13 protein-coding genes are annotated in these 13,197 nt (G+C 66.1%); 3 read left to right on the top strand and 10 right to left on the bottom strand.

Annotation, left to right across the window (positions count from 1 at the left end; all coding sequences use genetic code 11):
• A complete protein-coding gene (locus DES45_RS15805) occupies positions 1-768 on the bottom strand; it encodes a potassium channel family protein (RefSeq protein ID WP_114770994.1) in 768 nt (255 codons plus the stop codon).
• A gap of 163 nt (positions 769-931) precedes the next feature.
• On the opposite strand from DES45_RS15805, the gene DES45_RS15800 reads away from it, so the two are divergent.
• Positions 932-1,591: an HAD family hydrolase gene (locus DES45_RS15800; RefSeq protein ID WP_114770993.1), complete on the top strand. Its 660-nt coding sequence runs from the start codon at positions 932-934 to the stop codon at positions 1,589-1,591.
• A gap of 9 nt (positions 1,592-1,600) precedes the next feature.
• Here DES45_RS15800 and DES45_RS15795 read toward each other — a convergent pair whose 3' ends face one another.
• A complete protein-coding gene (locus tag DES45_RS15795) occupies positions 1,601-1,966 on the bottom strand; it encodes a winged helix-turn-helix transcriptional regulator (protein ID WP_425374290.1) in 366 nt (121 codons plus the stop codon).
• Positions 1,967-2,111: 145 nt separating this feature from the next.
• On the opposite strand from DES45_RS15795, the gene DES45_RS15790 reads away from it, so the two are divergent.
• A complete protein-coding gene (locus tag DES45_RS15790) occupies positions 2,112-2,678 on the top strand; it encodes an NADPH-dependent FMN reductase (protein WP_114770991.1) in 567 nt (188 codons plus the stop codon).
• A 65-nt stretch (positions 2,679-2,743) separates the two neighbouring features.
• On the opposite strand, the gene DES45_RS15785 is transcribed toward DES45_RS15790, so the two are convergent.
• From DES45_RS15785 to DES45_RS15765, 5 genes are all read right to left on the bottom strand, one after another.
• Complete coding sequence (locus tag DES45_RS15785; protein WP_114770990.1) at positions 2,744-3,907, bottom strand: iron-containing alcohol dehydrogenase; 1,164 nt, start codon at positions 3,905-3,907, stop codon at positions 2,744-2,746.
• A gap of 8 nt (positions 3,908-3,915) precedes the next feature.
• Positions 3,916-5,310 (bottom strand): aldehyde dehydrogenase family protein, encoded by a 1,395-nt coding sequence (locus DES45_RS15780; protein WP_114770989.1) that lies wholly within the window; start codon positions 5,308-5,310, stop codon positions 3,916-3,918.
• Positions 5,311-5,413: 103 nt separating this feature from the next.
• Complete coding sequence (locus DES45_RS15775; RefSeq protein WP_114770988.1) at positions 5,414-6,784, bottom strand: glutamine synthetase family protein; 1,371 nt, start codon at positions 6,782-6,784, stop codon at positions 5,414-5,416.
• A gap of 62 nt (positions 6,785-6,846) precedes the next feature.
• Positions 6,847-8,382 carry an amino acid permease gene (locus tag DES45_RS15770; RefSeq protein WP_114770987.1) on the bottom strand — a complete coding sequence of 512 codons (1,536 nt, stop codon included), beginning with the start codon at positions 8,380-8,382 and terminating at the stop codon, positions 6,847-6,849.
• A gap of 61 nt (positions 8,383-8,443) precedes the next feature.
• Positions 8,444-9,232, bottom strand: a complete 789-nt coding sequence (locus DES45_RS15765; RefSeq protein ID WP_114770986.1) for an N-formylglutamate amidohydrolase — start codon at positions 9,230-9,232, stop codon at positions 8,444-8,446.
• A gap of 138 nt (positions 9,233-9,370) precedes the next feature.
• On the opposite strand from DES45_RS15765, the gene DES45_RS15760 reads away from it, so the two are divergent.
• Positions 9,371-10,243: a MurR/RpiR family transcriptional regulator gene (locus DES45_RS15760; RefSeq protein ID WP_114770985.1), complete on the top strand. Its 873-nt coding sequence runs from the start codon at positions 9,371-9,373 to the stop codon at positions 10,241-10,243.
• Between the two features lie 3 nt (positions 10,244-10,246).
• Here the strand turns inward: DES45_RS15760 and DES45_RS15755 are convergent, their stop codons facing one another.
• The 3 genes from DES45_RS15755 to mscL form a co-directional block, all read right to left on the bottom strand.
• Positions 10,247-11,332, bottom strand: coding sequence for an AbrB family transcriptional regulator (locus DES45_RS15755; RefSeq protein ID WP_245571746.1), 1,086 nt, complete (start codon positions 11,330-11,332; stop codon positions 10,247-10,249).
• An 82-nt stretch (positions 11,333-11,414) separates the two neighbouring features.
• Positions 11,415-12,617, bottom strand: a complete 1,203-nt coding sequence (locus DES45_RS15750; protein WP_114770984.1) for a pyridoxal phosphate-dependent aminotransferase — start codon at positions 12,615-12,617, stop codon at positions 11,415-11,417.
• A gap of 113 nt (positions 12,618-12,730) precedes the next feature.
• The gene (gene mscL / locus DES45_RS15745) at positions 12,731-13,165 is read right to left on the bottom strand and encodes a large conductance mechanosensitive channel protein MscL (RefSeq protein ID WP_114770983.1); all 435 of its coding nucleotides are present in this window, start codon (positions 13,163-13,165) and stop codon (positions 12,731-12,733) included.
• Positions 13,166-13,197 lie beyond the last annotated feature (32 nt).

Below are 13,197 nucleotides of genomic sequence, written 5' to 3'. Positions count from 1 at the left end.
TCAGACCGAGCCCTCGTCGGGGATGTTCAGGATCGTCCCGCACGCCTTGCAATGCACCGCGTCCCGATCGTGCCGCTGCAGGCCGCAGACAGGGCAGTCGTGTCGCACCTTGTTGGGCCGCAGCAGCACCTGCACGAGCCGCAGAAACAAGGTCACGCCGAAGATCATGATGATCACGGACAGAAGATGGCCGAGGGTGCCCTTGAGGGTAACGTCACCGAAGCCCGTCGTGGTCAGGGCCGCGATCGTGAAATAGAGCGCATCGACATAGTTACCGATGTCCGGATTGGTCCAGCGCTGGGTCTCATACACGAACCCGGTCATGATGAAGATGAAGACGCCGAGATTGACGGTCGCGATGATCAGCTCCTCATTGCGCCGGAAAAAGGGGCTATCGGCGCGCAGACGCGCCAGGAGCTGATAGGTGCGCAGAAGCCGGACCGTCCGGAGGATCCGCAGGAACCCGATTCCCTCGCCGACGATCGGGGCGAGGAACGACACGATCGCAGCCGCGTCCGCCAATGTGGTCGGGTGCGCCAGGTCCTTCCAGGGATGACGGCTGATCGCCAGGCGGGCGACGAAGTCGGCCAGGACGAGCAGCCCGATCACACGATCGATTCCTTCGAGGACCGGGAAGCGGGGCATGAAGGAGGTGACGACGATGAACAGGATCGTCGTGACGTCGAACAGAAGGAGGCCGTAGCGGAAACGGTGCGCTTCCCGGCTGTCGCCCTCGTAGAGCCCTCTTAGACGGCCGATCAGCCGCATGGGCAACGCTCAATCGATGCAGGGGAAGGATTTTGGGCCATGGAAGGGCGGCGACACTCGGCAGCGGTTTATCATCCGCCGATTTATCTATAAGGCAAAGGCAAGATTCCAACAGGCACAGCGGCAAGCTTGGCCGCCGGACGTCGACCGACGAGACCCTACGATGCTCAAAGCCCTGATCTTCGACATGGACGGCACGCTGGTGCACAGCGACCCCACGCATCTGGAGGCCTTCGCTGAAGTCCTGGGGCCGGAGGGCGTCGTGATCGACGATGCGCTCTACCGCTCGGCGATCATCGGCCGGACCAATGACGCGATCTTCGCCTCCCTGCTGCCCCATCGCACCGTCGAGGAGCATGAGGATTTCGCCGATCGCAAGGAGGCGGCATTCCGCCGCCGGGCGCTCGACCTGAAGCCGCTGGACGGCCTTGTCGAACTTCTCGACTGGGCGGAATCCCATGGCATTCGCATCGCCCTTGTCACCAATGCGCCCGTGCTGAACGCAACCCATATGCTCGACGTGCTGGGCATCACCGAGCGGTTCGCTGTCAAGGTCACGATCGAGCAGGTCGAGCGCGGCAAGCCGGATCCCCTGCCCTACCTCACGGCTCTGGAGCGGCTCGGCATCGGCTCCGAGGAGGCGGTCGCGTTCGAGGATTCCCCTTCCGGCATGAAAGCCGCCAAGGGCGCCGGCCTTTTTTCCTTCGGCGTCCTTACGGGGCTAACAGCCGATGACATGAAGGCCCTCGGCGCCGACGGCACGATCGAGACCTTCCGGGATCCTGCGCTGTGGGAGATCCTGGAGCGCCGGGTGGCGGCGTAGCGGCACCAATCAGAGGCTGGCCGACCGCCTTTCGTCTCCTGTATGGCCATTTGAAGCCGTTCCATCGAAGCGCTGTCGGGCCGCAACGATCTCAGGCCTGTTTTCTATGGCCCATTCGGCAAGACCACGCACTGTCTTCAGGAGCGAACACCCTAGGTCCGTCAGCCGGTACTCGACACGCGGCGGAACAGTCGGAAATACCGTTCGGTTCACAAGTCCGTCGCGCTCCAGCCCCCTGAGGGTCAAGGTCAACATGCGCTGGGAAATACCGTCGATCTGCCTTCGCAATTCATTGAAGCGCTTAGGTCCGCTTCCGAGCTGGACGACGGTCTGAACGCTCCACTTGTCGCCGATCCGGGACAGGATCTCCGTCACGGTTCGGCAGTCCGTGGTTACACGGATGTGCCCGGGTATCAAAAAAGTGCCTCCTTGCGGCTCAGGCGGAACGTTACCTAATGAGCCCTGGTTACGAGTCGGAACCTAATCATCCTTCCGCCTCAGCGCAAATCCAGGACAAGACATGACGCTCAAGCTTCACATCATCATCGCCAGCACCCGCCCGGGCCGGGCAGGCCCCACCATCGCAAAGTGGTTCCACCAGGAGGCCGCTGCACACGGCAAGTTCGATCCGGTCCTGGTCGATCTCGCGGAGTTCAACCTGCCGGTCTATGACGAGCCGGTTCATCCGGTGCTGCAGAAATACGAGCACGAGCACACGAAGGCCTGGAGCGCGAGCGTGAAGGCGGCCGATGCCTATGTGTTCGTGACGCCGGAATACAATTACAACCCGCCGCCGTCCCTCGTGAACGCGCTGAACTACGTCTACAAGGAGTGGAACTACAAGCCCGCGGGTTTCGTGAGCTATGGCGGCGTGTCGGGCGGCCTGCGTGCGGTGCAGATGGCCAAGCAGCTCGTGACGACGCTCAAGATGATGCCGATGACGGAGGGAGTCTCGATCCCGAACTTCGGGCAGCTGATCGGTGAGGACAAGGTGTTCCGGCCGAACGACCTGATCCTTGCCTCCGTGAAGCCCATGATGGACGAGCTGCATCGCTGGGCGGAGGCCCTGAAGCCGATGCGGGGCTGAGCCTCCACGTAAAACGGCACCGCTGGGGACCAGCGGTGCCGCTCGGAATTCGCCCTTGCCGCGCCTCAGACGCGCCCGGCCAGAGCATCCTCGAAGAGCTTGCGGGCGCTTTCCTTCGTGATCGGCACCGGGTTGCCGCCGGCGGTCGGATCGTTCGGAGCCATCTCGGACATCTCGTCGAAGCGCGCGGCATCGATCTTGAGGCCCTCCAGCGTGTGCGGCACGCCCAGATCCCGACGCAGCTGCAACACCCAGTCGAGGAAGGCCTGGAAGGACGGCTCCAGGCCGATATAGGCCGCAAGCCGCTCGATCTTCCGCTCGATCGCCGCGCGGTTGTAGACCAGCACGTAAGGCATGAAGACCGCGTTGGTCAGCCCGTGATGGGTGTCGTAGAGCGCACCCGCGGGATGCGACAGCGCGTGGATGGCGCCCAAGCCCTTCTGGAACGCGGTGGCGCCCATGGCGGCCGCCGACATCATGTTGGCGCGTGCCTCAATGTCCTTGCCGTCCTTGTAGGCGCGCGGCAGATATTCCTTGACGAGGCGGATGCCCTCGACCGCGATGCCCTCGGCCATCGGGTGATAGCCCGGCGCGCAATAGGCCTCTATGCAATGCGCAAGCGCGTCGAGGCCCGTGCCGGCGGTGATGTGGGGCGGCATGCCGACCGTCAGCTCCGGATCGCAGATCACGATCTTCGGCATCATCAGCGGATGGAAGATCACCTTCTTGGTGTGCGTCGCCTCCTGGGTGATGACGCCCGCGCGGCCGACTTCCGAGCCCGTTCCGGCGGTCGTCGGCACGGCAATGATCGGCAGGATGCCATTGGGGTCGGCGCGGGTCCACCAATCGCCGATATCCTCGAAATCCCACATGGGCCGCGTCTGGCCCGCCATGAAGGCGATGACCTTGCCGGCGTCGAGCGCAGAGCCGCCGCCGAACGCGACGACGCCGTCGTGATTGCCGGCCTTCAGCGCCTCGAGGCCCTTATAGACGTTGGTCTCGACCGGGTTCGGCTTGATGTCGGAGAAGACGGCGGCCCTGAGGCCGGCGCCGGTCAGCTGGTCGAGCGCCGCCTTGGTCATCGGCTGCGTGGCCAGGAACGGATCGGTGACGATCAGCGGCGCCGACATGCCGACCGTGCGGCAGGCTTCGGCCAGTTCCGAGATGCGGCCGGCGCCGAAGCGAACAGCGGTGGGGTAGTTCCAGTTGGAGCGGGGAGAAGCGGTCATCGTAATGCTCACAGCGCGTGGCGCAGGTGGTAGGACTTGGGACGGGTGAGGGATTCGTAGGCCAGCCGCGACAGGCTCGCGCCGCGGCCCGTATCCTTCACGCCGGTCCAGGCGAGAGCGGGATCGAGATAGTCGCAGCGGTTCATGAACACGGTGCCGGTCTCCAGCCGCTCGCCGATGGCTTCCGCCGCATCGACGTCGGAGGTCCAGATCGCGGCCGACAGGCCATAGGGCGAGTCGTTCATGAGGCGGATCGCCTCCTCGTCCCCTTTGACCTTCATGATGCCGACGGTCGGGCCGAAGCTCTCGTCGTGCATCACGCTCATCGAATGATCGACGTTCGTCAGCACCTGCGGAGCCAGATAGGCGGTGTCGCCCACGTCGGCCAGGAACGCCTTCGCGTTAATATGCGCCTTCGCGCCCTGTGCGACGGCCTCGGCGTTCTGCCGGCGCACGAGGTCGGCGAAGCGCTTGTGCGCCATCGGCCCGAGGGTCGTCGCCTCCTCGAGCGGATTGCCGAGCACGTACTTGCTCACGAGGTCGACCGCGCCCTCGACGAACCGGTCGTAATGCTTCTCGTGCACGTAGATCCGCTCGATGCCGCAGCAGCACTGTCCCGAATTGAAGAAGGCGCCGTCCACGATATTCTCGATGGCGTGGTCGACGTTGGCGTCCTCGCGCACATAGGCCGGGTCCTTGCCGCCGAGCTCCAGCCCGAGCGACGTGAACGAGCCTGCCGCCGCGCGCTCGATGGCGCGACCGCCGGAGACCGAGCCGGTGAAGTTGCAGTGGTCAACGAGGCCGGCGCTCAGAATACGCGCCGTCTGGTCGTGGCTGAGCACGAGGTTCTGGAACAGGCCCTTCGGCATGCCGGCCCGGTCCATGGCCATCTGGAAGCGGTCGCCCGCGAGCAGCGTCTGCGAGGCATGCTTCAACAGCACCGCATTGCCGGCCATGAGGGCCGGCACGATGGTGTTGATGGCCGTCAGATACGGATAGTTCCAGGGCGCGATCACAAGGACGAGCCCCACCGGCTCGCGCTTGATCATGCGGCGGAAGCCCGGCTTCTCGTCGTCGGCCGGAATGGGCTTCAGGCTGCCCTCCGCGATGCGGATCATATGGCGCGCGCGCTCCTCGACGCCGCGGAACTCCCCGCCATAGCGGACCGGGCGGCCCATCATCTGGGCGATCTCCGGCACCACCTCCTGGTTCATGGCGAGCAGCGCGTCGAGAAAGGCGGAGACCATCCGGCCGCGCTCGGCGATGGAGACGTTGCGCCATGCCTTTTGCGCCTCGCGCGCCACCGTGACGGCAGTGTCGATCGCGGCTTCGGACATGATCGGGCGACGAACGAGCTCGCGCCCGTCGATCGGGGAGATACAGACGATATCGGTGTCAGCCATGGTCTTGTCTAACGACTATGATCGGGCCGATCATAGTCTTCTCCTTTTTTCTTCCGCAAAATCTTTCGAAAAACCGGCGTCCACTTTTTCGGATTCTGCTTCCTTAGATGATCTCGAAATAGCGGGCGAGCTGCCAGTCCGTGATGGCCTTGCGGGCCTCACGCTCCTCCCATTCGCGCGTTGCCGCATAATGGTCAACGAAAGTGTCGCCGAAGAGCTGGCGCGCCGCCTGCGACCCTTTGAGCCGCTCGGCGGCTTCGCCGAGCGAGCGCGGCAGGGCCCGCTCCTTCGGGTGCTCCACCGCATAGGCGTTGCCTTGGATCGGCTCGCCGGGCTCGATCCGGTTCTCGATGCCCCACAGGCCGGAGCCGATAGCGGCCGCGAGCGCGATGTAGGGATTGATGTCGGCGGCCGCGACCCGGTACTCGACGCGCTGCGACTTTTCGGAGCCCGGAATGACGCGAAGCGCCGTCGTGCGGTTCTCGACGCCCCAGGCGGAATCCGTCGGCGCCCAGAAGCCCGGGATCAGCCGCGTGTAGCTGTTCACCGTGCAAGCCACCATGGCGAGGATCTCGGGCATCAGCTGCTGCTGGCCGCCGACGAACCAGCGCATGGTGTCGGACATGTTGTGCGGCGCATCCGCATCGTAGAACGCGCCCTTGCCGGTCTTTACGTCGCGTAAGGAAGCGTGCAAGTGGCCCGACTGGCCGGGCCAGTCGCGCGACCACTTGGCCATGAAGGTCGCCATCCAGCCGCGGCGCTGGGCCAGAATCTTGGTGAAGGTCTTGAACAGCGCCGCCTTGTCGGCCGCCTTCAGGGCGTCGTCGACCCGGATCGCGGCTTCGAGGACCCCGGGCCCGGTCTCGGTGTGCAGCCCCTCGATCTCGAAATCCATCTTGGTCGCGAGGTCGAGAAGCTCGTGGTAGAAATCCGCGTGGACGCCGGCGCGCAGCAGCGAATAGCCGAAGAAGCCGGGCGTGATGTTCTTGAGGTTCCGATAGCTCTTCTCGCGCACGGAATGAGGCGTCTCCTCGAAGAGGAAGAACTCGAACTCCGCCGCGGCCGAGACCGCGAAACCCATGTCCTCAGCCTTCTTGAGCACGCGCCGCAGCACGCCGCGGGGGCAGGCCGCTTCCGCATAGCCGTCGAATTCGGCCAGGAAGAACGGCAGGTCGTTCTCGAACGGGATGAGCCGCATGGTCTCCGGCAGGACCCGCACCGACGCATCGGGGTAGGCAGTGTGCCAGCCGGTCAGGGTCGTGTTGTCGTAGAGCTGGTCGTTCGAATCCCAGCCCAGCACCACGTCGCAGAAGCCGAAGCCCTTCTCCAGCGCGGATTCGAACTTGTCGCGGGCCATGTACTTGCCGCGCATGATGCCGTCCGAGTCGGTGACGCCGACCTTGACGAAAGGCAGGTCGCGGCTGCGCACGTAGGCCGCTGCGTCGGCGGCATTCTTGATGGTGGGAGCGTCCATGCGGAAAACCTGAAAAGAATGAGGGATTGGGAGGCGCACCGCGCGTGCGCCTCCCGCGTGCGTCAGTAGGTCTTGTATCCGGTCTCGCCCTTGGTGAGGGCGAATTCCTCCTCGGGGGAGAGGATGAGCTTGTGCCGCCCGTGGATCAGGAAATACGCCATCATGATCGCGTAGTAGATGGCGACGCCGATCACGCCCTTCTGGAACACCGGATCCGTGAGCTGGAAGTAGAGCGTCACGGCCGCGATGACCATGCAGATCACCGCGCCGGCGACGCCGAAGGGGCTCTTGTACGGCCGGTGCAGGTTCGGGAACTTCCTCTTCAGGACGATGTAGGACATGCCCTGCATGAAGTAGGCCAGCATCGCGCCCGCCACCGCCATGTTGAGCAGGGTGCCGCCGATGACGGTGGCGCCCGCCTCGGCTCCGACAGAGAACCAGATCACCAGCATCACCAGGAGGCCGATCACCGCGCCTGCGATCAGCGCGACGTAGGGCGTCTTGCGGTTGCCGTGCGTCACCGACAGGAAGCTCGGGAAGTAGCCAGCCCGCGACAGGGAATAGATCTGCCGCCCGAACGCGAAGATGATGGTGTGGAACGAGGCGATGAGCCCGATCACCGCGATCGCCGCAAGGATCTTCGCGATGTCGGACCCGAAGAGCGTACGGAACCCGTCGAGGAGCGGCTCGCCCGACTTGGCCAGGCCGGCTGCGCCCGGCGCGATGCTCGTGTTGAGGAACACCACCAGGAACGCCGACACGATGAGCGTCAGGATGCCGGCGATGATGCCCTTGGGCATGTCGCGCTGCGGATCATGCGATTCCTCCGCCGCCAGCGGCAGCTGCTCGATGGCGAGGAAGAGCCAGACCGCGAAGGGAAGCGCCGCCAGGATGCCGCCTACGCCCATCGGCAGGAACGGACCGTTCCCGCTCGGCAACTCCGCGCCGTCGGGCCCGATGTTCAGCGCCCAGCGGGAGAAGTCGAGCTGCCCGGAGAGCAGGACCGACACGTAGAAGAAGGCGAGCACCGCGAGCGCCATCAGGGTGACGGTGACGGTCACCTTGAACGACAGCTCGACGCCGACGATGTTGAGCCCGACGAACAGGGCGTAGCACAGCACCCAGTAGACGGGCTGGAACTCCGGTGCGGTGCCGAAGATCGCCGAGAGGTACGAGCTGATGAAGAACACGATCACGGCCGGCGTCAGCACGAACTCGATGTTCTCCGCGATCCCCGTGATGTATCCGGCCCAGGGCCCCATCGAGGTCCGGGCGAACGAATAGGCGCCGCCCGTGTGAGGCAGCGCCGGGGACATTTCGGCCAGCGAGAAGGTGAGGCCGAGATACATGGTCGCGATGATGATGGTCGCGAAGAACATCGAGCCGAAGCCCTGGGTCAGGCCCAGGTTCCAGCCCGAGTAGTGGCCCGAGATGACCGCGCCGACGCCGAGCGCCCAGAGCGACCAGACGCGGGCATGGCGCTTGAGGCGCCGCGCTTCGAAATAGGATTCGTCGACTGTGGTGTAGGTGACGCCGGCGGTCGCCTTCATGGCGGCCGGCGGGGCATGGACGCCCGTACTGTCTTGTCCGACTGACATAACTCTTCCTCCAAGAATAGTCTGCCTCTAAACCGCGGCACGTCACGCGCCGCGGCCGTCGTCAGAGCGTCCGCGCCCCCTCCCTCAACAAGGGTGCGAGACGGCTTGCCCACGCCGACTGTCCGTCTTCCGTGCGGATCATGTCGTTGCGGATCTCGATCATCAGGGGCGCGAGGCCGCGCCGCACTGCGTGGCGGTCGAGGGTGTGGAACACCCGGTCCGCCGGTGAATAGGGTTGGTTCATGCCCACGTTCAGCGCCGGATCCTGCCGGAGCCCGGCCTCGACGCTGCGCGCATAGCGCTCGTCGCGATCGAAGATCAGGCCGATCTCCCACGGACGCGGCACGTCCCGGTAGACGGGCGTGAAGGAATGGATCGACACGACGGCCCGCACCTGCCCGGCCGCCTTGCGCGCATCGGCATAGGCATCGACCGCACCGTGGAAGGCATCGTAGACCTCCCGCACGCGCCGGGCGCGCTCCGTGTCGTCGAGATCGAGATTGCCCGGGATCGCGGTGCGCTCGCTCATGGACGTGATGGAATCCGGTGCCGATGGATCGCGGTTGAGGTCGAGCACGAGACGCGAGACCGCCGCATGGATCAGTGGGGCGTCGAGGAGCCGGGACAGGGCCTGCGCCACCCCGAGGGCGCCAGGATCCCATGCGATATGGCTTTCGAGCTCCGCAGAACCCAGCCCCAGAGTGCCGTAGCGGCCCGGGAGATGGCGGGAGGCGTGTTCGCAGATCAGGAGGATGGGCGACGCGCCCTGCGGGTTCTCGATCCGCGCGACAGGCTCCGGAACCTGTCCGGTAGGGTCTTCCCGAGTGGCAACCCGACCCGGATGCACCATGCGGTCCTCCATCGGCCTGTCAGAGCAAGCCTCAGCCCCCGTTTGAACGTCTGGTACGTTCATTCCCGTTTTTCTTATTCTGAAATTTCTGATACAGCTTTGGCAGGTCGTCAAGGCGGGGCTGTGGATCGTTCAGGCATGCGTAAGGACAACACGAAACCCTCCCCCGATCCCCAGAGCCTCGCCGAACGCATCCGCCACGAGATGGATTCCTTTACGCCGAGCGAGAAGCGTGCGGCCCACCTGCTGCTGAGCCATTATCCCTTTGCGGGCCTCGACACGGTGGCGGAATTCGCCTCCCGGGCCGGCATCTCGGCGCCGTCCGTCCTCCGTTTCGTCACCCGGCTGGGCTTCAGCGGCTTCCCCGAATTCCAGAAGCACCTCCGGGAGGAGCTGGAGGCGCAGCTCCTGTCGCCTCTCGCCAAGGCCAGCCCTGCCGACAAGAGCCCGGGCGCCCCGGCGCTCGCGGCCTTCGCAGAGGCGGTGATCGGCAACCTGAACGCGACGGTGGAGAACATCGCGCCGGCCGAGTTCGACGCGGTGGTGGCTCTCCTGGCCGATCCGCGCCGCCCGCTGCATTTCACCGGCGGCCGCTTCACCGGGGCGCTGGCCCGCTATGCCGAGAGCCATTTTCGCATCGTGCGCAGCCATGTGGACTACATCGAAGGTCAGCCGGCCCTCTGGCGCGACCGGATGATCGAGATCGGCCGCAAGGACGTGATCGTCGCCTTCGACATCCGCCGCTATCAGGAGGACGTCATCGCCCTGAGCGAGACCGCTGCCAAGCAGGGCGCGACGGTGGTCCTGCTGACGGATGCGTGGCTGTCCCCCATCGCCCGGGTGGCGCGCCACGTGCTGCCGGCCCACATCGCGGCACCGTCCAACTGGGACTCGTCGGCCGGCCTCCTCCTCCTGACGGAAGCTATGGTGGCCGCCGTCACGAAGCACCTGTGGGAGACCGCAAAGCCCCGCATGGAAGCCATCGAGCGCCTGCGGAATGCGAGGGCCTGACCCCTACCCTCTCTGGGCCCCGGGCGGGCTGCCCTTCTGCAGCCAGGCGATCACGAACGGCAGCACCAGACCGATGCTCAAGAACCGCACGATGTGATGGATGCCCACGTAAATCGGGTCGAGCCCCAGGACGAGAGCCAGCACCGTCATCGCCTCGAGCCCGCCGGGCGCGAAGGCGACGAGCCCGTCCGCGAAGCTCACCCCGGCCACCCATGCGGCCAGTCCCGCGAAGGCCACCGCGAACCCCATGCCGATCCCGAAGGAGCCGAGGCCCGCCAGCAGGCTCTTTCCGAGCGTTGCGCGGTCGATGTGGCGGAAGCGCTCCGCGATGAAGATCCCGATGAGCACGAGGCCGCCCGTCGCGACGACGGGCGGGATCACCCCGGTCGCGAGTTCGGTGCCGTGGCTGACGGTGCTGACAACCGTCGCACCGAGCAGGACTGGAGCGGCCACCTTGAGCCTCTTGAAGACGACTCCAAGCGCGAGGCCGCCCAGGAGCACGAAGGCCATGTCGCCGGGCGCCGCGATGGGGAGCCCCTGGCCCAGCAGGGCGCCGGTGTGCTGCCCGCCGCCCGACAGGACGACGACGCTCGGCAGGAGCGCGATCAGCACGAACAGGCGCAGGTTCTGCACGATGGCGATGGAGCCGACCGAGGCTTTCCGGTCGGCCGCGACGGCCAGGACCGTCGAGAGCGCTCCGGGCACGGAGGCCAGGACCGCGTCGTCCCGGCGCCAGCCTGAGACGCGGGTGAGCCACAGCGACGATGCGCAGGAAATGACCAGGACGGCGACGACCAAGAGGACGAGGCTCGCGGGGTAGCGTCCGACGGCGGCGATCGCCGCCGGCGTCACGGCCGCTCCCATGGCGGCGCCCGAGGTCAGCATGGCGGCATCGGCCAGGGCACGGGGCATCGGCACGGCCCAGCCGGTCAGCCCCCAGAGCGCCACCGCGATGGCGGCGCCGGACAGCCACGCCGCGGGAACGCCGAGCCAATGGAACGTGAGGCCGCCGAGCCCGGCGACCAGGATCTGGGCGATGTGAGCGAGAATGGGGTGCATGGCGAACAGGGCGGGCCGCCGATGGCCCACCCTGGCTCAATGCAGGCCGGAGCCCCCGAGGTCAAATGCCCATTGCGCGGCCATGCCATGCATCGCCGTCGCGTCCCAGCCGTCAGCGGGCGAGATGGGGGAGCGCGGCCGCGATGCGGCGCACGGCCTCCTCGAGGTCCTCGGCCTTGCGCGCATAGCACAGGCGGAGATAGCCCTCGCCCGCGGCGCTGAAGGCGGAACCAGGCGCTAGGCCCACATTGGCCTCGTCGATGAGGCGGATCGCGATTTCCTTCGAGTTCGTCGCGCCGCGGATCTTGAAAAAGGCGTAGAAGGCGCCGCTCGGCGGCGGCAGCTCGACGAGGCCGGTCTCGGTCAGCCTGCTCACGATCTCGCGGCCCCGGCGGGCATTGTCGATCTGGTGCGCCAGGAAGTCCTCGCCCTGCTCGATGGCCGCGATGCCGGCCCGCTGGACGAAGACCGGGGTTCCCGAGGTCTGGTACTGGACGAGGTTCTCGATGATCTGGCCGAGAGCGGGCGAAGCCTCCAGCCAGCCGAGCCGCCAGCCGGTCATGGCCCAGTTCTTCGAGAAGGTCTGGACGAAGAGGATGCGGTCTTCCGGCGTCGACACGTCCCGGAAAGACGGGGTGCACCCGTCGATCGTCAGGGCCGGATCGTAGACGAAGCGGCTGTAGATCTCGTCGGCGATGATCCAGAGCCCGTGGCGGCGCGCCATGTCCAGCACAGTGCGCAGGTCCTCGTGGCTGGCGGTCCAGCCGGTCGGGTTGGCGGGCGAGTTGATGACGACCGCGCGGGTCGCCGGGGTGATGGCCTGTTCGAGGCGCTCGAAGTCCAGGTGCCAGCCGCGCGCGTCAATGGTCATTGGCACGCCGACCGGCCGCGCCCCCGATACCGTGATCGCGCCCCCGAAGTTCGGCCAGGCGGGGGTCGGGATCAGGATCTCGTCGCCCGGCCCGGCGACCATGCGCACCGCCATCTGGATCGCCGGCATGCCCCCGGAGGTGACGAAGAAGCGCTCGGGATCGAACGGCTTGCGGTAGACCTTCTCGTGGTAGCGGGCGATGGCCTGCCGCAGCTCGGGAATGCCGCGCTGGTAGGTGTAGAAGGTCTCGCCCGCCGCGAGCGAGCGCGTGGCCGCGTCGCAGATGAAGGAGGGCGTCGGCAGGTGGCCCTCACCGACCCAGAGCGGGATGAGCCCTTCGCGGCCGCGGCCGTAATTGGCGACATCGACGATCCCGCTCGTCGGGGCCTGCTCGGCCTCCGGGCGAAGGTTCAGGAATGACGGGACCGAAACGGATACGTTCATGGGGGATTCCTCAAGCCGCGCACCACAGGCATGGCCTGTGCAATCCCCGAAGGCAAGGGCCTAAGGCGGACCCATGACAAGAAACGAATGGTCCCATCGAAACCGGTGATGGGTCAGGCCACCCGCCGGTCCTTCAGGAGGTCGCGGATCTCCGACAGGAGCTTCACGTCGGCCGGGATTTCCGGAGCCTTGGGAACGTCGGCCTTCGCATCCTCCTGCCGCTTCAGCTTGTTCATCGCCCGGATCACCAGGAAAAGCACCCAGGCCACGATCAGGAAGTTCAGGGCCACCGTGATGAACTGTCCGTAGCCGACCACGGCGCCCTGCTTCTTGGCATCGGCGTAGGAGGCCCCATCCTGCACGGCCGAGGACAGCGGCAGGTAGTAGTTCGAGAAGTCCAGCCCGCCTGTGACCGCGCCGATGATCGGCATGATGATGTCCTCGACCAGCGAGGTCACGATGGCCCCGAACGCCACACCGATGATCACGCCGACCGCAAGGTCGACGACGTTGCCCCGCAGGGCGAACTGCTTGAACTCGTTCATCATGACCGGGCCACTCCTTGTTTTTCAACAGGATA

Source organism: Microvirga subterranea (assembly GCF_003350535.1).
GTDB lineage: Bacteria > Pseudomonadota > Alphaproteobacteria > Rhizobiales > Beijerinckiaceae > Microvirga > Microvirga subterranea.
Note: the sequence above shows the minus strand (reverse complement) of the source record. Positions and strands in the feature narration are given on the sequence as shown.